20 protein-coding genes are annotated in these 24,449 nt (G+C 57.4%); 13 read left to right on the forward strand and 7 right to left on the reverse strand.

Annotation, left to right across the window (positions count from 1 at the left end; genetic code table 11):
- Positions 1-6: 6 nt before the first annotated feature.
- Both G482_RS0104525 and flgA read right to left on the reverse strand, forming a co-directional pair.
- Positions 7-933 carry a bifunctional riboflavin kinase/FAD synthetase gene (locus G482_RS0104525; protein ID WP_028449041.1) on the reverse strand — a complete coding sequence of 309 codons (927 nt, stop codon included), beginning with the start codon at positions 931-933 and terminating at the stop codon, positions 7-9.
- 156 nt (positions 934-1,089) lie between these two features.
- Entirely contained in the window at positions 1,090-1,788 is a 699-nt protein-coding gene (gene flgA / locus G482_RS17275; protein ID WP_051258716.1) for a flagellar basal body P-ring formation chaperone FlgA, read from the reverse strand.
- 73 nt (positions 1,789-1,861) lie between these two features.
- Between flgA and G482_RS0104535 the strand changes: the two genes are divergently transcribed.
- Together G482_RS0104535 and acnB are read left to right on the forward strand one after the other, a co-directional pair.
- Complete coding sequence (locus G482_RS0104535; protein ID WP_028449042.1) at positions 1,862-3,340, forward strand: DNA recombination protein RmuC; 1,479 nt, start codon at positions 1,862-1,864, stop codon at positions 3,338-3,340.
- A gap of 241 nt (positions 3,341-3,581) precedes the next feature.
- Positions 3,582-6,167, forward strand: a complete 2,586-nt coding sequence (acnB, locus tag G482_RS0104540; protein WP_028449043.1) for a bifunctional aconitate hydratase 2/2-methylisocitrate dehydratase — start codon at positions 3,582-3,584, stop codon at positions 6,165-6,167.
- A gap of 74 nt (positions 6,168-6,241) precedes the next feature.
- Here acnB and G482_RS17280 read toward each other — a convergent pair whose 3' ends face one another.
- Positions 6,242-7,048 carry a carbonic anhydrase gene (locus G482_RS17280; protein ID WP_051258717.1) on the reverse strand — a complete coding sequence of 269 codons (807 nt, stop codon included), beginning with the start codon at positions 7,046-7,048 and terminating at the stop codon, positions 6,242-6,244.
- Positions 7,049-7,244: 196 nt separating this feature from the next.
- On the opposite strand from G482_RS17280, the gene G482_RS19415 reads away from it, so the two are divergent.
- The 6 genes from G482_RS19415 (at position 7,245) to G482_RS0104580 (ending at position 12,685) form a co-directional block, all read left to right on the forward strand.
- Positions 7,245-7,700, forward strand: a complete 456-nt coding sequence (locus G482_RS19415; RefSeq protein WP_028449044.1) for a PilZ domain-containing protein — start codon at positions 7,245-7,247, stop codon at positions 7,698-7,700.
- Positions 7,697-8,374 carry a uracil-DNA glycosylase gene (gene ung, locus G482_RS0104560; RefSeq protein ID WP_028449045.1) on the forward strand — a complete coding sequence of 226 codons (678 nt, stop codon included), beginning with the start codon at positions 7,697-7,699 and terminating at the stop codon, positions 8,372-8,374. Before G482_RS19415 ends, ung begins: the two co-directional genes overlap by 4 nt.
- Positions 8,375-8,376: 2 nt before the next feature.
- Positions 8,377-9,255, forward strand: a complete 879-nt coding sequence (locus tag G482_RS0104565; protein WP_034618775.1) for an ROK family protein — start codon at positions 8,377-8,379, stop codon at positions 9,253-9,255.
- 79 nt (positions 9,256-9,334) lie between these two features.
- The gene (locus G482_RS0104570) at positions 9,335-11,110 is read left to right on the forward strand and encodes a glycoside hydrolase family 9 protein (RefSeq protein ID WP_245575242.1); all 1,776 of its coding nucleotides are present in this window, start codon (positions 9,335-9,337) and stop codon (positions 11,108-11,110) included.
- 9 nt (positions 11,111-11,119) lie between these two features.
- Positions 11,120-12,124 (forward strand): ADP-glyceromanno-heptose 6-epimerase, encoded by a 1,005-nt coding sequence (rfaD, locus tag G482_RS0104575; RefSeq protein WP_028449048.1) that lies wholly within the window; start codon positions 11,120-11,122, stop codon positions 12,122-12,124.
- A gap of 126 nt (positions 12,125-12,250) precedes the next feature.
- Complete coding sequence (locus G482_RS0104580; RefSeq protein WP_028449049.1) at positions 12,251-12,685, forward strand: DUF4124 domain-containing protein; 435 nt, start codon at positions 12,251-12,253, stop codon at positions 12,683-12,685.
- Between the two features lie 108 nt (positions 12,686-12,793).
- Here G482_RS0104580 and G482_RS0104585 read toward each other — a convergent pair whose 3' ends face one another.
- On the reverse strand, positions 12,794-14,692 hold the full coding sequence (locus tag G482_RS0104585; RefSeq protein WP_028449050.1) for an MFS transporter: 1,899 nt from the start codon (positions 14,690-14,692) through the stop codon (positions 12,794-12,796).
- A gap of 164 nt (positions 14,693-14,856) precedes the next feature.
- On the opposite strand from G482_RS0104585, the gene G482_RS17290 reads away from it, so the two are divergent.
- From G482_RS17290 to G482_RS0104605, 4 genes are all read left to right on the forward strand, one after another.
- Positions 14,857-15,690 carry a DUF1338 domain-containing protein gene (locus tag G482_RS17290; RefSeq protein ID WP_034618777.1) on the forward strand — a complete coding sequence of 278 codons (834 nt, stop codon included), beginning with the start codon at positions 14,857-14,859 and terminating at the stop codon, positions 15,688-15,690.
- Positions 15,690-16,808 (forward strand): saccharopine dehydrogenase family protein, encoded by a 1,119-nt coding sequence (locus G482_RS17295; RefSeq protein WP_051258732.1) that lies wholly within the window; start codon positions 15,690-15,692, stop codon positions 16,806-16,808. The genes G482_RS17290 and G482_RS17295 overlap by 1 nt, the downstream gene beginning before the upstream one ends.
- The gene (amaB, locus tag G482_RS0104600; RefSeq protein WP_084414453.1) at positions 16,805-18,373 is read left to right on the forward strand and encodes an L-piperidine-6-carboxylate dehydrogenase; all 1,569 of its coding nucleotides are present in this window, start codon (positions 16,805-16,807) and stop codon (positions 18,371-18,373) included. Before G482_RS17295 ends, amaB begins: the two co-directional genes overlap by 4 nt.
- 85 nt (positions 18,374-18,458) lie before the next feature.
- The gene (locus tag G482_RS0104605; protein WP_028449052.1) at positions 18,459-20,579 is read left to right on the forward strand and encodes a prolyl oligopeptidase family serine peptidase; all 2,121 of its coding nucleotides are present in this window, start codon (positions 18,459-18,461) and stop codon (positions 20,577-20,579) included.
- 2 nt (positions 20,580-20,581) lie between these two features.
- Here G482_RS0104605 and G482_RS0104610 read toward each other — a convergent pair whose 3' ends face one another.
- Genes G482_RS0104610 through G482_RS17300 form a run of 3 tightly spaced genes read right to left on the reverse strand, consistent with a single transcriptional unit; the run spans position 20,582 to position 23,293 of the window.
- Positions 20,582-20,830 (reverse strand): DUF2164 family protein, encoded by a 249-nt coding sequence (locus tag G482_RS0104610; RefSeq protein WP_028449053.1) that lies wholly within the window; start codon positions 20,828-20,830, stop codon positions 20,582-20,584.
- An 18-nt stretch (positions 20,831-20,848) separates the two neighbouring features.
- The gene (locus G482_RS0104615; protein WP_028449054.1) at positions 20,849-21,946 is read right to left on the reverse strand and encodes an anhydro-N-acetylmuramic acid kinase; all 1,098 of its coding nucleotides are present in this window, start codon (positions 21,944-21,946) and stop codon (positions 20,849-20,851) included.
- A gap of 24 nt (positions 21,947-21,970) precedes the next feature.
- Positions 21,971-23,293: a M23 family metallopeptidase gene (locus tag G482_RS17300; protein ID WP_051258718.1), complete on the reverse strand. Its 1,323-nt coding sequence runs from the start codon at positions 23,291-23,293 to the stop codon at positions 21,971-21,973.
- 318 nt (positions 23,294-23,611) lie between these two features.
- Here G482_RS17300 and G482_RS0104625 point away from each other — a divergent pair, with 318 nt between their 5' ends.
- Positions 23,612-24,442 carry a class I SAM-dependent methyltransferase gene (locus G482_RS0104625; RefSeq protein ID WP_028449055.1) on the forward strand — a complete coding sequence of 277 codons (831 nt, stop codon included), beginning with the start codon at positions 23,612-23,614 and terminating at the stop codon, positions 24,440-24,442.
- The last annotated feature ends 7 nt before the right edge of the window (positions 24,443-24,449 follow it).

Below are 24,449 nucleotides of genomic sequence, written 5' to 3' on the forward strand. Positions count from 1 at the left end.
CAAATATCAAACGGTGGTCTGCGCGGCAAACCAGTCACGGGCTTGCTGGCAGTCAACGCCGATCTGGGCGATCAGCGTGTCAAAATCGGGGTATTTCTCTTCGTCGCGCAGCTTGTGCAGAAAATCAATGCGCAAATGCTGGCGATAAATATCGCGGGCAAAATCAAATATATGCACTTCCAGCTTGGGCGTTGGATCACCGCCGTGGATGGTGGGGCGAAAACCTAAACTCGCCACGCCCTGATAGCTGCGCTCTAGACCGTGGATTTCAACCACGAATATACCAAGAAGCGGCGGGCGGTTGTGTTTGAGCTGGATATTGGCAGTGGGAAAACCGAACTGCCGCCCCAATTGCTCGCCACCCACTACACGGCCTGAAATCGCATACGGACGGCCTAGCAGTTTTTGCGCGAGCGCCATTTCGCCTTGGGCTAAGGTTTCCCGCACTGCAGTGGAGGAAATGCGGTTACTGCCTTCGGCCTGGGTTGGCAGGCTTTCGCATCGCAGTTGCGGGTGGGCTTGCAGTAGCGCCAAATCGCCGGCACGCTTGGCGCCAAAACGAAAATCATCGCCAATTAACACTTGGCGGGCATTGATTTGCTTTACGATGATGTCATCACGAAATTGCTCGGCACTCAGCGCTGCAAAGGCGCGACTAAAGCGCTGCACAATCAGGTAATCGATGCCACAGGCGCGCAATAATTCGATTTTCTCGCGCAGACTTGTGAGCCGAGCTGGTGCGGCTTGGGGGGTAAACAGCTCGCGCGGATGCGGCTCGAAGGTCATTACCACCGAGCAGAGCCCTTGCGCGCGGGCCAGCGCGCTTAAGCGCTGCAATACGGCCTGATGCCCCAGATGCAGGCCATCAAAATTGCCGATGGTGAGCGCCGAGGGGGGTAAGGGGCTGGTCGGGGTGCCGCGGATAACTTGCATGCCGTGCTAATAGCTTCGCTAATAAAGTGGGTGACACAGTAAAAAGACCCGGCAAAAGTCGGGTCTGGATAGTGCAGATTCTACCTTGGATGGCGCGCTTTGTCAGATGGGTGTGTGGCCATGCTGGCCCGCGCTGGACTGGTGGCGCGGGCGCGCTTAGGGGTTAGACACCAAAACGCTGCCGTTCGCTTGCGCTATGCCGGAGATAATATTATTACTCCCCACCCGTACCCGTACGATTGCGCCTTCTGCTGCGCCCCCCAGCGCTATACCCTCGTTATTGATTTCCAGCCCGTCTTCACGAAATATCACTTTCACTCGCTGGTTTTGCTGGATCACCATCGCGGCGCGCAATTGTTCTTTCCGAATTGGCTGGCCGGCGGCAATGGCCGAATTCAAGGTGCGGCCGATGGCTTGGCTAGCGTCCAGAATGACCGAGCCTGGCAAAGTGCCCAAATCGCCTTTTTGTAGCAGTACATCGGCTTCGCTCAGGGTTTGGTTGGCGGCAACTGGGCGGGCGGCGCTGACGTATTGCACCTGCAGGCTAATCTGCGCGGGCAGATTAATGCTCCAGCTGGCGCCCGAGACGCAACGCACCCGCAGCATGGTTTTGCCCATCAGCCGGTAGCCGCTGGGTAAGCCGATTTCGAGTTGCTGGCAGGCGGGGAGATTAAGTTTGCTATCCGGCTCGCTGAGGGTGTAGCTCGGTACGCCCGGGCTGTTGGCCAATGCTTCATCCAGCCAGGCGCTGGCCGCACGTTGCAAGGCGCCCAAATCCTGGCGCGTATTGGCCAAAACCGGCTGGTAAAGACTCAGGGCGAGGGCGCTTAGCAGCGCAGAAGTGTATTTATGCATGCCGTCGATTATAGGCGCATGTGGCTGCATCGCCTACAATCGCGGTTTGGTTCTCTTTGCGGAAAAATACCCGATGTTGGAAGTGCTGTTTGGCGTTACCACGATTTTTGTTTTACTCGGTTGTGCGCTGGTGGTGGTGCGCATGCAGCAGCTGGTGACTCAGCAGCGCGAGGTACTCGATACCTTAACCCAGGATTTGGAAGCCAAGCATCGCGAAATGCTGGGCGATCTGCATCAAGGCTACGCCAAGCAAAGCGAAGCACTGCAGTCGGGGCTGACCCAGCATGGTAGCTTGTTGCATGAAGCGGTTAACCGCAGTGGCGATCGCTTGCGCGACACGATGAGCGAGTCATTTGATCGCCTGCGCGGGGCGGTGGGCGCGGAAATGAAAGATAGCCGCGAGGCGCTTAATCGCCTGCAGGCGGCGCAAACTGATGCGCTCGCTACCTTGCGCCTCACGCTGGTGGCGAGCTTGAGCGAAAGCCGCGAGCAGATTAATAAACAGCTGGCCGAAATTGCGAGCGCATTGCAAACCAAACAGGATGCGCTGCGCGAAGATATGCTGCTGAAGCTCTCCACCATGCTGGCGGAGCAATCCAAGCGCGAAATGGAGCAAATTGCAGCGGCGCTGGCGCAATCGGCGGCCACGCTCACGCAAAGTGTTGCGGAGCTTACCAAGGCCACCGATCAACGGTTGGGCGAGATCTCGGGCAAAGTCACCGAGCGGCTGGACGAAGGCTTTAAGAAAACCAATGAAACCTTTGCCAATGTGATGGCGCGCCTGGCGACGATTGATGAGGCGCAAAAGAAAATCGATGGCCTGACCACCAATGTGGTGAGCCTGCAGGAGTTGCTGGGTGATAAACGCTCGCGCGGCGCCTTTGGTGAGGTGCAGCTGGAGCACCTGGTGAGTAATGTCTTGCCGGCGCAAGTGTATGAGCTGCAAGCCGTGCTGCCAGGCGGGGTGCGCGCGGATTGCTTGCTCAAACTACCTGAGCCTACCGGCACGGTGGCGGTCGATTCCAAATTCCCGCTGGAAAACTATCACCGCATGTTTAATGGCGAGTTGGATAAAGTACAAGCCACGCGCCAGTTCAAGCTCGACGTGAAAAAACATATCGATGACATTGCCAGCAAATACATTATTCCGAATGTGACCGCCGATGGCGCGGTGATGTTTATACCGGCCGAGGCCGTATTTGCCGAGATTCATGCCTACCACCCTGAGCTGGTGCAGCATGCGCTGGCCAAGCGGGTGTGGATTGTGTCGCCAACCACGCTGATGGCGGTGCTCAATACCGCCCGGGCGGTGATCAAAGACGTGGAAACCCGCAAGCAAGTGCACATCATCAAAGAAGCGCTAGGCAAGCTGGCGCAGGAATTCAGCCGTTTTGACGATCGGATGAAGAAACTGGCCACTCATATCCGCCAGGCGCACGATGATGTGCAGCAGGTCAGCATCACCAGCGAGAAAATCTCCCGTCGCTTTACCGAAATCGAGCAAGTGCGGCTGGCTGGCGAGGGCGAATTGGCATTGCCAAGTGCAGATTAAGCGTGCTGCATGGGGTATAGGTTGCGAATGATTGTGTTGTTTGGCTTCGGGCTTGATACGGCATAGGGTATGGCGGGGTGGTCGCGCCACGGGGGCGACTATTGCCGCTTTACCCATCAGCGTATGTAGTGATTGACACCTTGCTACGCTTTGATTCACAGCAGCCTAACAAAGGGGTAGAATCAAAAAGATTTGTTGTATATCAAGTTTCATCCCCCTCAATACATATAAAGGTAACGCCGTGTTAGAAGCCTACCGTCAACATGTTGCCGAGCGCGCCGCCCAAGGCATCGCTCCACTACCACTGTCTGCACAACAAACCGCTGATCTGATCACCCTGCTGCAAAACCCACCGAAGGGCGAAGAAGCTTTTCTGGTTGAACTGCTGACTCACCGTGTTCCCGCCGGTGTTGATGATGCAGCTAAAGTTAAAGCCGCGTTTCTGGCCGCTGTAGCCCAAGGCACTGATACCTGTGCGCTGATCAGCCGCGCCAAAGCGACTGAATTGCTGGGCACGATGCTGGGTGGCTTCAATATCAAGCCGCAAATCGATCTGTTGGCCGATGCCGAAGTGGGCGCGATTGCTGCAGAAGGTCTGAAAAAGACCTTGTTGATGTTTGACTACTTCCACGATGTGAAAGAGCTGGCGGATGCTGGCAATGCCAATGCCAAAGCTGTCCTGCAATCATGGGCAGATGCGGAGTGGTTCACTAGCCGTCCTGAAGTGCCAGCTAAAGTGACTGTCACTGTATTCAAAGTGACTGGCGAAACCAATACCGATGATCTGTCACCCGCGCCTGATGCATGGTCACGCCCAGACATCCCGCTGCACGCACTGGCGATGCTGAAAAACCCTCGCGAAGGCATCAATGCCGACGTACCAGGCCAAGTTGGCCCGATCAAACAGCTGGTTGAGCTGCAAAAGAAAGGCCACCCAGTGGCCTACGTAGGCGATGTAGTCGGCACTGGCTCTTCACGTAAATCAGCTACCAACTCGGTGCTGTGGTGGACTGGTGAAGACATTCCATTCGTGCCCAACAAACGCTTTGGCGGCTACTGCATTGGCGGCAAAATCGCACCGATCTTCTTTAACACCATGGAAGACGCGGGCGCACTGCCAATCGAATTTGATGTAACCAACCTGAATATGGGCGATGTAATCGACATTTACCCATACGAAGGCAAAGTAGAAAAAGACGGCCAGCTGGTAACCACCTTTAGCCTGAAAACTGAAGTGCTGCTTGACGAAGTGCGCGCGGGTGGCCGGATTAACCTGATTATCGGTCGCGGCCTGACGGCTAAAGCGCGTGAAGCGCTGGGCCTGCCTGTTTCAACGACTTTCCGTCTGCCGCAAAACCCAGCCGATTCAGGCAAAGGTTTCTCACTGGCACAGAAAATGGTGGGTCGCGCATGCGGTTTGCCAGAAGGCCAAGGCGTACGCCCAGGTACTTACTGCGAACCGAAAATGACTTCAGTGGGCTCACAAGATACTACCGGCCCAATGACCCGCGACGAATTGAAAGATCTGGCGTGTCTGGGTTTCTCGGCTGATCTGGTGATGCAATCGTTCTGCCACACGGCAGCGTATCCAAAACCAGTGGATGTGAAAACGCACCACACTCTGCCTGAGTTTATCCGCAACCGTGGTGGTGTTTCGCTGCGCCCAGGTGACGGGGTTATCCACTCATGGCTGAACCGTATGCTGATGCCAGATACTGTAGGTACTGGTGGCGACTCGCACACTCGTTTCCCAATCGGTATTTCATTCCCAGCCGGCTCTGGTTTGGTGGCGTTTGCCGCCGCTACCGGCGTGATGCCGCTGGACATGCCAGAATCAGTGCTGGTGCGCTTCAAGGGCGAGCTGCAGCCTGGTATCACTTTGCGTGACTTGGTGAACGCGATTCCGCTGTACGCAATCAAGCAAGGTCTGTTGACTGTTGCCAAAGCCGGCAAGAAAAACATCTTCTCGGGCCGTATTTTGGAAATCGAAGGTCTGCCAGATCTGAAAGTTGAGCAAGCCTTCGAGTTGACCGATGCTTCTGCCGAGCGTTCTGCTGCAGGTTGTACCGTACGCCTGAACAAAGAACCGATCGAAGAGTATCTGCACTCCAACATCGTGCTGCTCAAATCCATGATCGCAAATGGTTATGGCGATGCGAAAACGCTGGCGCGCCGTGTGAAAAGCATGGAGCAATGGCTGGCGGCGCCAAACCTGCTACAACCTGATGCCGATGCTGAATACGCTGCTGTGATCGAAATCGATCTGGCCGACGTGAAAGAGCCAATCTTGGCTTGCCCGAACGATCCGGATGATGTGAAGGTGCTGTCTGAAGTCGCTGGCACGCAAATCGATGAAGTGTTTATTGGTTCGTGTATGACCAATATTGGTCACTTCCGTGCCGCTGGTAAGCTGCTGGAAGGCAAACGTGACTTGCCAACCAAGCTGTGGATTGCGCCACCGACGAAAATGGATGCCCAGCAACTGACCGAAGAAGGCTATTACGGTACCTTCGGCGCAGCGGGTGCCCGTACAGAAATGCCAGGTTGCTCGCTGTGTATGGGTAACCAAGCACAAGTACGTGAAGGTGCAACCGTGGTTTCTACTTCGACCCGTAACTTCCCGAATCGTCTGGGTAAAAACACCAATGTATTCCTAAGCTCTGCCGAGCTGGCTGCCGTGGCTTCGCGTCTGGGCCGTCTGCCAACCGTAGCTGAATACATGGCGGATGTTGGCGTGCTGGATAGCAAAGCCGGTGAAGTGTACAAGTATCTGAACTTTAACGAGATCGATACTTATCAAGCCGAAGCCGATTCAGTGCAAGTCTAATCGGCACTGAGTAAAAAAAGCCCCGCACTGCGGGGCTTTTTTATTGGCTTTGTCTTGGTTGGTTGTGAGGGTGCTTAGTTGCTATCGAGCACTGCACGCTCGAATAAAGGCTGCAATGGCCGGGCATTCATGGCGAATTCGCGCTTGAAGCGGCTAATTTGTTTAGCTGAAATATTCAGGGGTTCTTTAAGCACAAACCAGCGTACTCCTTCGCTGCAGGGTGGTGTAGTCAGCGAGCCCATAAAGGTCCAGTAGCTGCTATTGCCAGGAAGTAGGCTGGCGACATTGTATTTGATGTCGTCTTTAATCTTGGTTTCGTTGAGCTCACTCGGTAGATTTTCCCAGAATTGGGTAAACAGCGGGTTGTCGGCCTTGCCTTGGTTAATCAGTAGTGCAACCACGGCCAGCTGACCAGCTTCGTTTTTATGCACTAGGTGCGCCACCATCGGATAGCGTTTGCCGCCAATGGCTTCTTCGCTGGGGGTATGAAAGTGAAATTGCAACAACTGATAGCGATCTTTCCCGACCTCCAGAAAACTGCCGCCATCGTAATTGAGCTGAATCGTGTGGCCGTTATTCTGGATATTTAATTTACTGGGCTGATAGAAAAATTGCAGCCGATCAAGGTTTTGTGCGTAGGCTTCATTAATATTGATTGGTGACTGCTGGGTGCCGCTTTTACATAGGGCAAACTCGGGTTTCATATTGCCCCAGTTCTCGGCACCGGTGCTACCCTCATAGCTCCAGTGGCTAGGGTCGTGCGGGGCTGCGCTGTGGCTTTTTTTGCTATGGCTGACGGTGTGCCCGCCACTGGCCAAAAGTGAAGTGCTGAAGATACTAGTGACTAAAGCCAGGCCAAGCCAATGCAGGTGTGGGCGCATGATATTGTCTCGATGTCGTCAGAATAAAACCATTTTAGCAATGCCATTTGAATTCACCATCGAAAAAGTCAAAATCAGCGTGCATTGCGTAAAGCCACAGCTCAGTCGCCATAGAAACGACGATATAATGGCCAGCAATTAACCAAGGGGTATTTCGGTGATCCTGAGCGGACCCACATTGACCGCGCAATTGCCCATGCAGTGGTGTCAGAGTTTGCCGCCGGCGGCAGCCAGCGATTGGGAAATGCTGCGCTACTTAATGGTGTTGGCCGATTTCGAGCAGCCGGCGGCGCCGATCGAGCTAGCGCAGGCTAAGCAAGACCTGCAACTTTTATGGCTGGCGCGGCAGCAAGAGGCGGCTTTGCCTGCGGCACAAACCGTGCAGCTTGGGATGCAGGCCATCGTGTGGACCAGCCAAACGGCCACGCCTCAACCCGGTGCAACGGGCTATGTGGCATTGGCGCTATCCACTCATTTTCCGCGCCTCTTACATTTGCCTGCCACCATTACGGCCGTGGCGGCGAACCCGGCGGGCGGGCAGTGGGTACGGGCGGAGTGGCAATTAGCCGGCCCCTTGCAAGATCAATTTGAAACCACAGTGTTTCGCTATCATCGCCGGGCTATTTCCAATGCTCGGCAAGGACAAGTATGAATTTATTTTCGCAGCTGCCCAGCGCCTGGCAGTTGGCGCTGCCAGAGTTGGCCACGGATGCCAAATTTGCAGCTTTGGGCGAGTTTTTGGCGCAGGAAATGGCGACTCAGCGTGTGTATCCGCCAGTTGCACAGTGGTTTAACGCCTTAGAAACGCTGGCGCCCAGTGCAGTGAAAGTCGTGATTTTAGGGCAAGATCCTTATCATGGCGCCGGTGAGGCGCATGGCTTGGCATTTTCCGTGCCGCATGGCGTGAAAGTACCTCCTTCGCTGCGCAATATCTGGCAAGAATTGGCCCGCGATTTGGACTTAACCCCGCCGCAGCATGGCAATCTCACTGGCTGGGCTGCGCAGGGCGTACTGCTATTAAATACCGCCCTGACCGTACGCGCAGATTGCGCCGGCTCGCACAGCAAACAAGGTTGGGACGTGCTCACCGATGCCATTATTCGTTATCTGGCGCGCCAGCGGCAGCAGCTGGTGTTTGTCTTATGGGGCTCACATGCCCACAAACGGGCCGCATTGATTGATGCCAGTCAGCATTGCGTGCTGCAATCGGTGCATCCATCGCCGCTCTCGGCTTACCGCGGATTTTTGGGGTGCGGGCATTTTTCGCAAGCCAATCGCTATCTTTTAGAAACAGGACAAACGCCCATTGATTGGGCGCAGGCATAACTATGGCACTGATTGCATTTGATATTGGTGGTACCCAGATTAAATTCGGCTTGGTCGAGCGCGATGGCAGGGTGCTGAGCGCCGCGCTGTACGACACGCCCAAGCAGGCCGGTGGCGAAGGGCTGGTGGCCGCGCTGATTCACCTGGCGCAAACATTGCAGCAACAGCAGCCCGTTGAAGGCATCGCCATCAGTAGTTTTGGCCTGATTGATGCAGAAAATGGCGTGGTCTTGGGCGCGGCCGAGGCCGTGCCCGGCTACACCGGCACCGCGGTCAAAGCCGCGCTGCAAGCAGCTTTGGGGCTACCCGTGAGCATCGATAATGATGTGAATTGCGTGGCCTTGGCCGAAGGCTGGCGGGGCGCGGCGCAGCAAGTGCGGCATTATATTGCAGTGGCGATTGGTACCGGGATTGGGGGCGGCATTGTGCTCAATGGCCAGATTTACCGTGGGCATCGGGCGGCAGCGGGCGAGTGGGGCTATATGTGGATCGATGGCCTGGTCTGGGAAGACCACGCCTCCATGCGTGGCCTTGTTAATGCCGTAAATGCCGATCTGCAAACCCAGCTGGATGGCCGCGCCATCTTTGCCCGCTATGATGCTGGCGATGTAGCGATAGTGCCGCATGTTGAGCGCTGGTTTGGCCTTCTGGGTAAAGGCCTGGCGAATCTGATTTATGCCTTTAACCCGCAACGGCTGGTGATTGGCGGTGGGATTACTGCGCGTGGGGATGCGTTTCATCGTCAGTTGCAGGCGGCGGTACAGGCGGCCCTGCAGCCCGATTTTCAGCAGATGACCGAATTAGTGCTGGCCAGCGCCGGTAATCATGCCGGCATGATCGGCGCGGTGCGCAACTGGCTGGATGAACACGCGCGCGATTAACAACTAAACGTGCGCGGCGGCAAGCACCGAAACAACCGAATTTCAATACTTTCTAGCGATAAGCGAGTGCATTGTGAAGATGATCCTGAATCACCTGGGCTTTGAGCCCCAAGGGCGCAAAGTAGCACTGATCGAGGCTGGCCCCGATCTGCTGGTAGGCAAAACCTATACCGTATATGACGCAAAGACGCGTCAGGCTGTGCTACGCGGGCCGATACTCCCGCAGGGTACGGTAGCGAACTGGACTCGTGATGGCAAGAAACGCCACTACTGGCAGGCTGATTTTAGCGAGCTAAGCCAGCAGGGTGAGTATTTCATCGCGGTGGATGACCTGCTACCGCCGCTGGTGTCGGCACCTTTTAAAGTAGCCGGCCATTTGCTGGGCGAGCTCTTGATTTCCGACATCGTGCATTACATCAAAGGCCAACGCTGCACCGGCATTTTTGATAATGCTGATCGTAACGCGCCGATTGAAGGTAGCAACGCCACCAAAGACGTGCACGGTGGCTGGTACGACGCCTCGGGCGATGTCTCTAAATACCTGTCGCATTTGTCCTTTGCGCAATACATGAACCCGCAGCAAACCCCGCAGGTGGTGTGGAATCTGGTCGATGGGCTGGCGCAGCTGCCCGCGCGCCCCATCTGGCTGGAAAACCATATTGCCTTGGGGCTGATTCCGGATGACGCCGAGAAAATCGCCTTCTTTAATAAATGGTTTTACGAGCGGATTACCGACGAAGCCTGCCACGGCGCAGATTACCTGCTGCGCATGCAGGATGAGAGCGGCTTTTTCTACATGACGCAGTTTGATCAGTGGAGCAAAGACCCAGCTCGCCGAAGTTTATGCGAATACAAAACCAATAAAGGCGACAAATACACCACCTATCAAGCCGCGTACCGGCAAGGTGGCGGCTCGGCGATTGCAGCACTGGCCCGTGCCAGCACCCTGGCGCGCGATGGCGAATTTAGCCGTGCCGAATACCTCGCCGCGGCGCAACGCGGTTTTGCCCATTTGCAAGCGAACAATGTCAGCTACCTCGAAGATGGCGTTGAGAATATCATCGACGACTATTGCGCCTTGCTGGCCGCCTGCGAGCTACAAGCGGTGGCACCGGCCGCTGAATATTTAAGCGCGGCAGCCAGCCGTGTTAGCCAATTGCTGGCGCGTCAGCAGGCTGCTGGCTGGTTTGTGGCCGATCATCTGGGCGAGCGTAGCTTCTTCCACGCGGCCGAAGCGGGCTTGCTGTATATCGCCCTGATGCGCTTTGTTGAGGTGGCCCCTGATCACGCGCTGGTGGCAGATGTGAAAGCCGCGCTGCGCAAAGCCTATGCGTATGAGCTGCAAATTACCTTTAATGAAGTGAATAACCCCTTCGGGTATCCGCGCCAATACGTTAAGCAGCAAGGCGTAGCGGGCAATACCCAGTTCTTTATCCCGCATGACAATGGCACTGGCTACTGGTGGCAGGGCGAAAATGCGCGTTTGGGCTCGATTGCTGCCGCGGCGGCGCGGGCGCAGCGCCTGTTTGCGGGCGAGGCCGAGTTGGTCGCGCAGCTCGCGCGCTATGAGCAGGCCGCGCTGGATTGGGTCTTGGGCAATAATCCGTTTGACGCCTGCATGTTGCAAGGCTGGGGGCGGAATAATCCGCGCTATGAACCGGGCTTCTTTAATGCTCCGGGTGGCGTGTGTAACGGTATTACCAGCGGGCTGGATGATGAAACGGATATCGATTTCCGTCCATCCGAGATCGCGACCATGGCCAATAGCTGGCGCTGGACCGAACAATGGATGCCGCATGCAGCCTGGCTGTATCTGGCATTGTGTACCCGCTTGGCCACTCAGGCCGCGGCTTAAGGAGACTATATGGCAATTATCGTCACTGGCGCAGCCGGTTTTATCGGCTCGAATATTGTAAAGGCGCTGAATGAGCGCGGTGAAACCGACATCATCGCCGTAGATAACCTCACCCGCGGGGATAAATTCCGCAATCTGGCCGATCTGCAGATCGCTCACTATCTGGACAAGCACGACTTTATCGAAGAGCTGGCCGCTGGCACCTTTGATGGCATGGTGTCGGCCGTGCTGCATCAGGGTGCGTGCTCAGACACAATGGAGCACAATGGCAAGTACATGATGGATAACAACTATCAGTACACCCTCAGTCTGTTTGACTGGTGCCAGTCAGAAGAGGTGCAGTTTCTGTATGCGTCGTCAGCCGCCACCTATGGCAATGGCGAAAACGGCTTTATCGAAACGCCCGATTGCGAGCGCCCGCTGAATGTCTATGGCTACTCGAAGTTGCTGTTTGATCAGGTCTTGCGCCAGCGCATCGCCGCCGGCGAGATTACCGCGCAAGTAGCCGGTTTCCGTTATTTCAACGTCTACGGCCCGCGCGAATGGCACAAAGAGCGGATGGCCTCGGTGGCTTTCCACCACTTCAATCAGTATCAGGCCACCGGCAAGGTGAAATTGTTTGGCGAATACGGCGGTTATCCGGCCGGCGGCCACACGCGCGATTTCATCTCGGTAGAAGATGTGGTGAAAGTGAACCTGTGGTTCCTCGATAACCCCGAAGTGTGCGGCATTTACAATGTGGGCACTGGCCGGGCACAACCGTTTAATGATATTGCCGTCGCCGCGGTCAATACCTGCCGGCTGGCCGAGGGTAAACCCGCGCTGAGTCTGGAAGAGCTGCTGGCGCAGGGCTTGCTGGAATACGTTGATTTTCCAGAGGCACTCAAAGGCAAATATCAGTGCTTTACCGAGGCGGACCTCACCTTGTTGCGCGAAGCGGGCTATCAGGAGAAATTCCTGACCGTGGAAGAGGGCGTGGCCCGCTATGTGCAAAGCTTGTTAGGTCAGCGCTAGATCGCGCTGATCCGGGTCATGCCATAACCACGCCATTACGTCACAGTGGGCCTGCATACTGGCAGGCACCGCTGTGGCGGGCTAAGATGGCAAGCAGAGCAAAAGCCAGAACGCAAAGGACATCACATGCGCGCAGTAATCGGATTGGCCATCGTGGCCGCAGGCCTTGCCTTTAGTGCACAGGCCCAAGTCTACAAATGGGTAGATTCAACTGGCCGGACCGTCTATTCCGACCAGCCGCCCCCCAAAGAAGCCGGCAAAGCCAAGCCGATCAATATCAAAGAGTCTGCGGTTACCACCGTGAGTGCGCCAAAGACCGATGCTGCGGCCAGCGCGGTAGCCAAACCCGGTGCCGCACCGGCGTCCCCCGCGTCGCCGACCACTAAGCCCGCGCGTGATGAAGCGGCGTGTAAGGCCGCGCAAGAGCGGCTGAATTTCCTGCAGCAAAGCAAACTCTTTAAAGCTTACCGGCCAGATGGTTCGATTGAATATCTCCCGGCAGAAAAGAAAACGGCAGAAATCGCCGAGAAACAGGCGTATCTGGAGAAAAACTGCAAGTAAGCAGCTCGGTCGTGGTTTAAGTCGCGCGCCGCGCGGCGACCGACCTGCGATACTAAAAAAGGGTGCCATTGGCACCCCTTTTTTATTTGTATTTGCATGCAAAAGCGTTTATTGCACTTCACCGCGCAGCGCCCGTACCGCATCCTCCAGGCCCTGGCGGTCAGCCTCGGCGGCGGCAATGGCTGGGCCAATGCGCAGCGCGATTTTCGAGAACAGGCCCCGTGGCCATTTCATCATTGCCGCGCCATCTTTGCGGCTAAAGAAACTACCCCACAAGCCTTGCAACGCCATCGGAATAACTGGCACCGGGCTATCGCGCAAAATCCGCTCAATGCCCGGCATAAAGCGATTCATTTCGCCGGTTTTGGTAATGCGCCCCTCGGGGAAAATCACCACCAAATCACCCGCTGCCAACGCGGCAGCAATGCCCTCAAAGGCGGCTTCTTTGATCTGCGCATCTTCACGCGCGGAAGCAATCGGGATCGTGCCGGCGGTGCGGAAGATAAAATTGATCACCGGCAGATTGTAGATCTGATAATCCATCACAAAGCGGGTGGGGCGGCGGATGGCGCCGGCAATCACCAGCGCATCCATATAGCTAACGTGATTACACACCAGCACCGCGGGGCCACTGGCCGGAATATGCATCAGGCCCTCTTTTTTCACCCGATATAGCGTGTGAGTGAGAATCCAGACCATAAAGCGCATCAAGAATTCGGGGATCAGCGTGTAGATGTAAATCGCCACCAGAATATTCATGATCGCCACGATCAGCAGTAATTCACGGATGCTCACGCCATTGCCCAGCAGTAGCATGCTCATAATCGCGCCAATCACCATAAAGAGAGAATTCAGGATGTTATTGGCGGCGATGGCGCGTGAAGTGTATTCGCGCTCGGTGCGCGTTTGGATGAGGGCATACAGGGGCACAATAAAGAAGCCGCCAAACACCCCGATCAGCAAAATATCTGCCAACACACGCCAATGGCTGGGCTCGGCCAGAAAGCTGCTGAGTGTGTAATGGGCGGCAGGCACCGCACTGGTGGCGAAAAAGAGATCAACCCCAAAAACCGATAAACCAATCGAGCCAAACGGCACTAAGCCCAGCTCAATCTGCCGATCCGAGAGCTTTTCACACAATACCGAGCCCAAGCCTACACCCAGCGAAAACACCGCCATAATCAGCGTGTATACATCGGCGGTGCCATGCAGTACGTTTTTGGCCAGCTCCGGAAACTGGGTCAGATACACCGCACCAAAAAACCAAAACCAGGAAATGCCCAACAGGCTGTTAAATACGGTTTTGTTGTCTTTCACATGGCGAATAATCGCCATGGTTTCGCTAAAGACATTCCAATTGAGCTTGATGTTGGGGGCCGTGGGCGGGGCAGGTGGCATGCTGCGGCTACTGAGGTAACCGATGATCGCCACTGTGACGCAGGCAAACACAATCAGGTTTTCACCGCCGGCGCGACTTTGCACGATCATGGTGCCAGCAATCTGGCCCAGCAAAATCGCCACAAAAGTGCCCATTTCAATCAGGCCGTTGCCGCCCAGGAGCTCGCGTTCATGCAGGTATTGCGGCAATACCGAGTATTTCAGCGGGCCAAAGAGCGCCGAGTGCACGCCCATCATAAACAGACACGCCATCAGCAAGGTGGCGTTGTGCCAGATAAAGCCAAAGCCAGCCACCAGCATAATGGCGATTTCCAAGAGCTTGATCCAGCGCGCCAGTGTGGCTTTATCGTATTTCTCCGCCAGCTGCCCGGCCAGGGCCGAAAACAGGAAAAACGGCAGCATGAAAATCCCGGCGCTCAGATTCACAATCATCGCAGTATTCATGCCCAGCATCGACAGGCCATGAAAAGTCACCAGCACCAGAAAGGCGTTTTTAAACAGATTGTCGTTAAAAGCGCCAAAAAACTGGGTGATGAAGAGCGGCAGGAAACGGCGCTGGCGAAAGAGACCAAACTGGCTTTCGGGTTGCTGGGTATCGTGCATGGGCATGAGGGCAAAAAGTAGAGTGCCGCCAGTCTAATCGAAAGCCGCTCGCAAGCCTATCCCACTGCCATGTAGCCCGTGCCGCGCCCATGCACCGCTAGTCGGCATGTTGCAGCAGCACATCAGGCGCGCTGCCTATGGTGGGCATAAGTGCACCGCAGGAGTGCCCCATGGACTACCCCACATTCTTTGCCCAGCTTTGGGATGACTATACCCAGCTCAACCCGCAGGCCGCCATTATCCGTGCGCGCTTTGGTGGCGCGCAGGTGCCCAATGATCATGTCGCGTTTCGCACCTTTGCCACCCCTGAGCTGGGCATCGCCGTGCTTGAGCCTTGGCTCTTAGAGCTTGGCTACCGGCGTGAGCAGCGCTATGTGTTTCCCGATAAGCACCTGCAGGCGTGGGGCTATGTGCATCTGGAGCCTACAGCGCCGCTGGTATTTTTAAGCGAACTGCAAATCAGCGCCTTGCCAGACGCCGCCCAGGCGATCTTGGCGCGGTTACTGGGGCAAATGACCTTGCCGCCGGATTTGGGCTACGGACTATTTTGGGCTGGGCGGCTATGGCCGGCCCCGAGCTATGCCGAATTTCAGGCGCTGGCGGCCGTGAGCGAATACGCGGCTTGGCTGGCGGTGCATGGACTGCATGCCAATCATTTTACCATTGCCGTGCATCACCTGGGGGTATCACTGCAAGAGGTAGTAGATAGTTTGCTTGCAGATGGATACCCCATGAATACGGCTGGAGGATTGATTAAAGGCCAGCCGGAAGATCTGCTTATTCAGGCCGCAACGATAGCCAGCCCGGTTGAAGTGGCGCTGGCCGATGGCCTTTATACCGTGCCTGGCTGTTACTACGAATTTGCCCAGCGTTTTCGCCAGCCTGATGGGCAGTGGTATTCGGGCTTTGTGGCAGCTAACGCGAATCAAATCTTCACCTCCACGAATCGAGCGACCAATAGCGCCATGAATCAGCCCGCCGCCGGTGCGGCAAGGGGGCAATGATGCAGGTAGTCATCATCGGCGCGGGGAAAATTGGCGCCAGCATCTGTAAATTACTGCTGCTCAGTGGCGATTATCAGATTGTGTTACTGGATACCGCCGCCGCCGCACTCGCGCGGCTGCAAGCTTATTGGCCTAAAAGCGGGCTGCAAACGTTGCAACTGCGCGGCGATGAAGATCTCAGCGTGTTATTGCGCGGGCAAGACGCGGTGATTGCCGCTACGGCTTTTGATCAAAACCCGCGCATTGCCCACGCCGCATTGCAGGCAGGCTGCAGTTATTTTGATTTGACCGAAGACACCACCGCCACCGCGCTGATACGTGAGCTGGCCCTGCAGGCGCGTGCGGGGCAAATCTTCGTGCCGCAATGCGGCCTGGCCCCCGGTTTTATCGGCATCTTGGCCCATGCGCTGGCTAGCCGTTTTAGCCGGCTTGATACGCTGAAAATGCGGGTTGGGGCGTTGCCGCAATACCCGAATAACGCGCTTAAATACAACCTCACCTGGTCGACCGACGGGCTGATCAATGAATATTGCAACCCTTGCGCGGCCATCCGCCATGGCGTGCGGCTGGAAGTGCAGGCGCTAGAAGGGCTAGAGCATTTCGCGCTTGATGGGATCGAATACGAGGCGTTTAACACCTCGGGCGGGCTGGGTACCTTATGCGAAACCTGGGCCGGGCGGGTTAATCAGCTCGATTACAAAACCGTGCGCTATCTGGGGCACCGCGAACGGATGGATTTTCTGCTCAATGATTTGCGCCTAGGCGCCGATCAGGCCAGCCGGCGGCAACTCAAACAGATCTTGGAAGCCGCCATTCCGGTTACGCTGCAGGATGTGGTGCTGATTATGGTCGCCGCCAGTGGCGAGCTAGATGGCCAATACCGGCAGATTACCGACGCGCGCAAGGTGTATCACCGCGAAATTGCTGGTGAAACCTGGAGCGCCATCCAGCTCACCACCGCCGCGGCGGCGTGTGCCGCAGTCGATCTTTTACTGCCGCAACGGGCCACGCGGCGTGGCTTTGTGGCGCAGGAAGAAATCACGCTGGCCGCTTTGCTGGCCAATCGCTTTGGGCAGTATTACGCGATTGATCGCTATGCGCAGGAGGTACCGGTATGACGGCCCTGTATACACTCAGCGAGGTGGCCGCCGAGCTGGGACTGGCCGATTTAATCCGGCAGGGGCGCTGGCCGGCCGGCTGGGTCGATGGGCTGCCAGTGTACCCGGTCTTGGTAGTGGGCGAGCGCGAGTTATCTAGCCCGATCGATTGCGCCAGCCACGGCCGCCAAGCCTATTTCCCACCCACCGAGCTACCTGCGGCTTTGAATACCGCGCAGGCGGCGTTTGTACAGTGGCGGCTGCGGCCCGCTCCGCAACGTGGCGCACTGGTGCGCGCCTTGGGCGAGGTGATTCGCGCCCATAAAGCGGCACTGGCCAAGCTCATCGTGCTGGAAACCGGCAAGATCGAAAGCGAAGCGCTGGGCGAAGTGCAGGAATGCATCGATATTTGTGATTTTGCGGTGGGGCTTTCTCGCCAGCTGCATGGGCTGGTCATCGCTAGCGAGCGGCCAGAGCATCGCTTGCTCGAGCAATGGCATCCACTCGGCGTGGTGGGCGTGGTTACCGCGTTTAATTTTCCGCTGGCCGTGTGGGCGTGGAATAGCATGCTGGCGCTGGTGTGCGGGGATGCGGTGGTATGGAAACCCAGCGAGAAAACCCCGCTGATTGCGCTAGCGATGCAGCAGCTGGCCCAACCCGTTTTGCAGGCGCATGCCGCACCGGCAGGCTTATTGCAATTGGTGCAGGGCGATGCACTTGTTGGTGGGGCGCTGGCCGATTCGCCCATAGTGGCGCTGCTGTCGGCAACGGGCTCAACGCGGATGGGGCAGGCTTTGGCGCCACGGGTGGCCGCGCGATTTGGCCGCAGCTTGCTGGAGCTGGGGGGCAATAATGCGCTGATTTTAACGCCCACCGCCGATTGGGCGCAGGCGCTGCCGGCTATCGTGTTTTCAGCGGTGGGTACTTGCGGGCAGCGTTGCACCAGTTTGCGCCGGCTCTTGGTGCCTCGCAGTATCTTGGCGCAAGTGAGCGAGGCGCTGGTGCAGGTCTATAAAACGCTAGCCATAGGCGACCCGCGTGTGGCTGGTACGCTGGTGGGGCCGATTATCGATAGTATTGCCCTGCAGGCTATGAAAAATAAGATCCAGCAGGCGATACAAGAGGGGGGTACTTTACTCTCGGGCGGCCAAGTGGTGGTCGGAGTGCCAGTGGGGCATTATGTGCAGCCCGCCCTGATCAGTATGCCAACGCAAACCGCCGTGGTGCAGGAAGAAACCTTTGCGCCGCTGCTGTATCTGCTGCCTTACGATACGCTCAGCGAAGCCATTGCCTTGAATAATGCCGTGGCCCAGGGCTTATCCTCGGCGATATTTACCCGTGATCTACGTGAGGCCGAGTTGTTTATCAGCGCCGCCGGCTCGGATTGTGGCTTGGCGAATGTCAATTGCGGCACTAGCGGGGCTGAGATCGGCGGCGCCTTTGGCGGCGAGAAGGCCACTGGTGGAGGGCGGGAATCCGGCTCGGACGCTTGGAAAAACTATATGCGCCGCAGCACCAATACCATCAATTACGGCCAAAGTCTGCCGCTGGCGCAAGGGGTGCAGTTTGGTCTAGGCACTGACTGAGCGGCCGTGGATGGTATCATCGCCGACCTAAGCCCCCTGCAACTGATCTACCACCCGATCTACTACCCATTTCCCCTCTGCAATGATGAATACCCCCGCGCTACCCACCCCAAGCCACGATCCCTACTTATGGCTAGAAAACAACGCCGATCCAGCTGTGCAACAGTGGGCCGCAAGCGCCACGGCGAAGACACAGCTGCAGCTAGAGACCGACCCCGCTTTCGCCGCCATCAGTGCGGCCGTGCTGCAAACGCGACGGGATCAGCGGCAGATTCCCTATGGCAATGTGCACGGTGAGTATCTCTATCATTTTGCCCAAAGTGCGGCGCAGCCGCTGGGCATCTATCGCCGCTGCCGCGTAGCGGACTATGGGCAGGGCCATTGCGAATGGCAGACCCTGCTGGATCTGGATACGCTGGCCGCAGCCGAAGGCGTGGCCTGGCAGCTGGCGGGGGTGGCGCATTATGTGCTGCAGCCTGAGCGTTGTTTGCTGAGCCTGAGCCCCGGCGGTGGCGATGCCTGTGTAGTGCGCGAATATGATCTGGGCGCACGAGCCTTTGTGGCCGATGGGTTTGCCTTCCCGCTAGGCAAAAGCCAGATCAGCTGGCGTGATCTCGATAGCCTGTGGGTGTGCCCGGCGTGGGATGAAGACCAGCAAACCACCGCCGGCTATTCGCGCGAGCTGGTGCTGTATCGGCGCGGGCAAAGCTGGGCGGACTCCACCTCGATGCTGGTGCTACCAGAGCAGGTATTGCAAGTTGGCGCGTGGCGCTTTTTAGCGCAGGGCGAGCGTGGCGCGGCGCAGATCGATTTGGCAGAAGTGGCGCTAGATTTGCATCGGCGTAGTTATTTCTGGCTGCCCGAATGCGCGTGCGACGAGGAGATCGAGCCGGTTCATTTACCCTTGCCGCCCAAGGCAATAGTCGAAGCCTACAGTCATGGCGATCTGATTGTGCGGCTGGAGGCCGCTTGGGCCTATACCGATCCGGCTGGGCAGGGGTATGAGTTTGTGGCCGGCAGTGTGGTTGCGGTAGAGCTCGATACCCAGCAAGGTATCTTGGGGCGTGCGCAGCTGATTTTCGCGCCTAGCCCGCAGCAGGCGGTGCAGATGGTGGTGGGCAGCTGGCAATGCTTGCTGCTGATTGTGCTGGATCAGGTGCGCTGCGTCGCGCACAGCTGGCGCCATGCTCAGGGGGAGTGGCAAGCTTGTCCTAATCCACTGCCCACGGGCGGGGTGCTGGAAATCATGTGCCAGCCCTGGCAGACCGATACTATCTACTACAGCTACAACGATTTTCTGACCCCCGCGGCGGTCTATGCCTGTGAGCTGGGAGCTGCGAGCCCGGCGCAGTGCTTGCGCCAGCAGCCGGCGGAGCTGAACCCGGCGGATTATCAGGTGCAGCAATGTTGGGCCACCAGTGCCGATGGCACGCGGGTGCCGTATTTTGTGGTCGAAGCCGCCGCGCTGGCAGGGCAGCCAGCCCCCACATTACTGTATGCCTATGGCGGTTTTGCCGTGCCACAGTTGCCGTATTACCTCGATCACCTCGGCCCGCACTGGCTCGCCCCCGGTGGGCGCTATGTGGTGGCCAATGTGCGTGGCGGCGGTGAGTTTGGTGCGCGCTGGCATCAGGCGGCGCTGCGCGAGCAGCGGCAATGCAGCGTAGACGATCTACTGGCCATCATGGCCGATCTGCAAGCCAAAGGCTGGCTGCAAGCGCAGCAGCTGGCTTTGCAAGGCGGCAGTCACGGTGGCTGGCTGGTGGCGCGCACTATGCAGCAGGCCGCGCAGCGGGCAGATTTGCTGCCGCTCGGGGCGGTAGTCTGTGAAATGCCGGTGCTGGATTTATTGCGCTACCCGGAGCTCGGGGCGGGCGCCAGCTGGCTGGCCGAATATGGCAACCCAGCCAAGCCCGAACAGGCGGGCTGGCTGGCGGCTTTATCGCCCTATCATTGTATTCAGCCGGCCAGCGCTCATCGCTACCCACCGATCTTGCTCACCACCGCCAGCGATGATGATCGGGTGCACCCCGGCCACGCGCGCAAAATGGCTGCGGCGCTGGCGAGTGCGGGTCAGCCGGTATTATTTTGGGAAAGCCCGCAGGGCGGGCATGGTGGCCGTAGCGGCCAGCAGGCGGTGGCCGCCGACTTTGCCCGCGTGATGGTGTTTTTGCGTAAACAGCTGGGGATGTCGGCAGCGGCTTAAGTTTAGCTGCGCCGGCGCTCCGCCGGCGGTAGGCAGTACAGCGGCAGATCTTCCAGTTGCCGCTGTAGCTGTTGCTGAGCGTCTTGCAGCGCACCGTGATACAGCGCCGTACCAAACTCGCTGTGCAGCAAAAAATCGAGCAAGAGCTGGCATTGCAGCTGGCTGGCTTCCACCTCCATTTCTTGCGCTAAATAATCCTGCACTGCGCTACTGGCGCGCAACAGCGTGGCTTTATCGATTAGCTCGGCCATGGCTTCCCCTTCGATGGTTTAGGCTGGATAAATCGCGCCCAGAATGCGCTCGCCCCGTGCGCCAGTTACGGCGGGCAAATTGCCGCTTTGCCCTTGCTGGCAGCGCAGTGCCAGCCAGGCAAAGGCATAAGCCTCGACCCAGGTGGGAGCGACGCCGAGCGCCGCGGTGGTGCTGATCGGGCAGCCGAGCTGGCGCGCCAGGCGTTGCAGCAGGTCGGTGTTAAATGCTCCGCCGCCGCAGACAAATACTTCATCGGGTTGGCCGAGCTGCAATATCGCTGCGGCCATGGTCTGGGCGCTTAGCTCGGCCAGCGTGGCCTGAACATCCACCGCGGCCAGCGCGCTAAAGGCACTGAGTTTGTCTTGCAGCCAGGCCGCATCAAATAAATCCCGCCCGGTGGATTTAGGCGCGGGCAGGGCGAAATAGGGCTCAGCCAGTAGCGCGGCTAACAGCGCTGCATTGACCGTGCCAGTGGCCGCCCAAGCGCCATCGGCGTCGTAGCTGGCGCCGCGTTGTTGGGCGATCCAGCTATCGAGCAGCACATTGCCCGGCCCGCTATCAAAGCCAGTGACCCAGCCATCGGCGCCCAGCCAGCTTAAATTGGCCATGCCGCCGATATTGAGCACCACCCGGTTGCGTCCGGGCGCGGCAAACAGTGCGTGATGAAAAGCCGGCACCAGCGGTGCGCCTTGGCCACCGGCTGCTACATCGCGCGAACGAAAATCACCAATCACCGTAATGCCGGTATCTTCCGCCAGCAAAGCATGGTTGCCGATTTGCAGCGTATACCCCAGCTCAGGGCGATGGCGGATGGTCTGGCCATGGTTGCCGATGGCTTTGATTTGCGCCGGGTTGAGCTGCGCTTGCGCTAATAATTGTTGTACCAAGGCCGCTGAAGCGCGGCTATGGCCATTGGCGGCCAACGCCGCGCGCTGTAGCTCATTCGCGCCGGGGCTTTGCAAGGCCAAGAGCTCGGCGCGCAAATCGGCCGGGAGGGGCGCACTTGCGGTGGCAATCAGTTGGGGGGAGTCGGGTGCAAAATCCACCAGCACCGCATCGATCCCATCGAGGCTGGTGCCGGTCATTAAGCCAATGTAATACGCAGAAGCAGTCATGGCGCAGGCGCGCCTACGGCGCGATTAGTCGAGTTGCGCCAATTCTACCTGTCCGGCGATAGAAAGTTGGCGTTTCATGCTGCGTGCCACCGGGCCAAAGGCCAATAGCTGCTGATTAGTGAGCTTTTTGCCTTCGGGCAGTTTCACCGCCAGCGGGTCAACTTGCTCGCCATTGATTTTGAATTCGTAATGTAAATGCGGCCCAGTGCTGCGGCCGGTACTGCCTACTTCACCGATGATCTGGCCTTGAGTGACGTTGCTGCCCACTTTCAAACCTGGCGCAAAGGCATTCATATGCGCATACAGGGTGCTGTAGCGTCCGTCGTGGCGAATTTCGATCACATTGCCATAACCGGCTTCGCGCGCCAGCTTGGTAATCACGCCATCGGCGGTGGCCATAATCTCGGTGCCGGTCGGTGCGGCATAATCAACGCCGCGATGCTGCTTCCAGTCAAACATCACCGGATGAAAACGCATCCCAAAACCGGAGCTCACTCGCGAAAACTTCACCGGCGAGCTGATAAAGCCCTGTTTCAGGCTGGCACCATCCAGCGTGTAGTAATTGCCGCTGGGGCTGCCATCGGCATACCACATCGCCTCGTGTACCACGCCGTTGCTGATAAATTGCGCCCCCAAGATTTTACCGGGCCGCACCAAACTGCCCTGATGAACTTCGGCATCGTAAATCACGGTGAACTGATCGCCTTTTTGCAGCTTGTGGTGAAAATCCACGCGGCTGGCAAACAGCTCGATCAATTGCTGGGTAATCGCATCGGGTATATCGGCCGCATCGGTGGCAGCAAAAAACGAGCTATTAATCCGGCCTGATTTCAAAAAGGTTTGAGTCTGCGTTTGCGCCGGGCTGGCTTGCGCGGTGAGGGTGGTGTTTTCGCGGCCGATGCGGACTTCTTCGCCTTTGCTGGTGACATAGCTGATTTCGCGAATCAGCCCATCGGGGCGGGTGCTGGCCTGCAGAAAACGCCCGGGGCTGAGTTCATACAGTTTGCGGGCGGTGGGGTCGGTTTGAATAAATTGCTGCAGCTCGCTATCGATCACGCCCATCCGCGCCAGTAGGCGGCTCAGGCTGTCGCCACTGCGGATCACTTCCACATGATTAAGGCTGACATCGCCATTTTCGGCGCGCAGCTCCGGCGTGGGCAGCGTTTGGGTGACGGTGCTAAAGGTGGTCGTAACCTGAGGGCCGAATTCCACCACGCCATAGGCGGTGAGGGTCATACTCAGGGGGACTAACACAGCGGCGACGAGCCATTGCATATGCTGGCGCTGCCAGCTGGCAACAGGGCTACGGTCCGCGCGCGGCGGGTTTTGCGGTAAAATCTCGGCCATTCAAACACCATCTCGACTGCTAAGCGGCTGATCTAACAGCCTTTCCGGGCGCTAGACTACCAGTTTTTACCAAAATGCCAATTTCTAGCGGCTAACTAGAGCTGACTAGATTCGACAGAAATGCGCTGCCGGCAGGGCTGATAGGCCGTGAGCGTAGGCAGGGACTGCAGCTGGCAGACTGTCGCCGCTGATCGGCAGTTCCGCGGTGGTACTTTTACCAAACCGATCAAAGGTTTGGCTTTTGATTTTTAAAGTGGGTATCTGGTTAGACGTGCTAATTTAATTTGGCCTTAGCCTTATACCCCTGGAGAGTATTTTATGAGCACGATTCCTGAAATTCGCCCCGGCCAATCGGTGGAGCTACTAAAAGCCCTGCATATCCTGACTCGGGATGGCAAGCTCAACCAAGATAGCCGCCGCAAGCTCAAGCAGGTGTATCACCTGTTTAATTTCATCGAGCCGCTGCTCAACGATGTGCTTAGCCAGCACGAGCACGTCACGCTGGTGGATCATGGCGCGGGCAAATCGTATCTGGGCTTTATCATTTACGATCTGTTTTTCAAAGACAAAGCCGCCGGCCACATCTATGGCACCGAGTTTCGCGCCGAGCTGGTACAAAAATCGCGTGAACTGGCACAAAACTGCGGCTTTAGCCGGATGACATTCCTCGATATGTTGGTCGAGCAGGCCGCCGCGGCCAAAGAAATGCCGGCCGAGATCGATATCGTAACGGCGCTGCACGCCTGCGACACCGCGACCGACGATGCGATTCGCTTTGGCCTCGAAAAAAACGCCCAGCACATGGTATTGGTGCCGTGCTGCCAGGCCGAAGTGGCCAGCGTGCTGCGCAAACACAAAAGCCAGTCGCTCTCGCGCACGCCCTTGGCCGAGCTTTGGCGCCACCCGATTCATACCCGCGAATTTGGTAGCCAACTGACCAATGTGTTGCGCTGCTTGCTGTTGCAATCGAAAGGCTATCAAGTCACCGTGACCGAGCTAGTGGGCTGGGAACACTCGATGAAAAACGAGCTGATTATTGCCAGCCGCAATAGCAGTGTGGCGCGCAAGCAAGCGCGCGAGCGCATGGCGCAAATCCTGGATGAGCTCAATCTGCAAGAAATGACCAATCGCTTTATGTACGAGGTATAAAGCGACG

Source organism: Chitinibacter tainanensis DSM 15459 (assembly GCF_000429785.1).
Classification (GTDB): domain Bacteria; phylum Pseudomonadota; class Gammaproteobacteria; order Burkholderiales; family Chitinibacteraceae; genus Chitinibacter; species Chitinibacter tainanensis.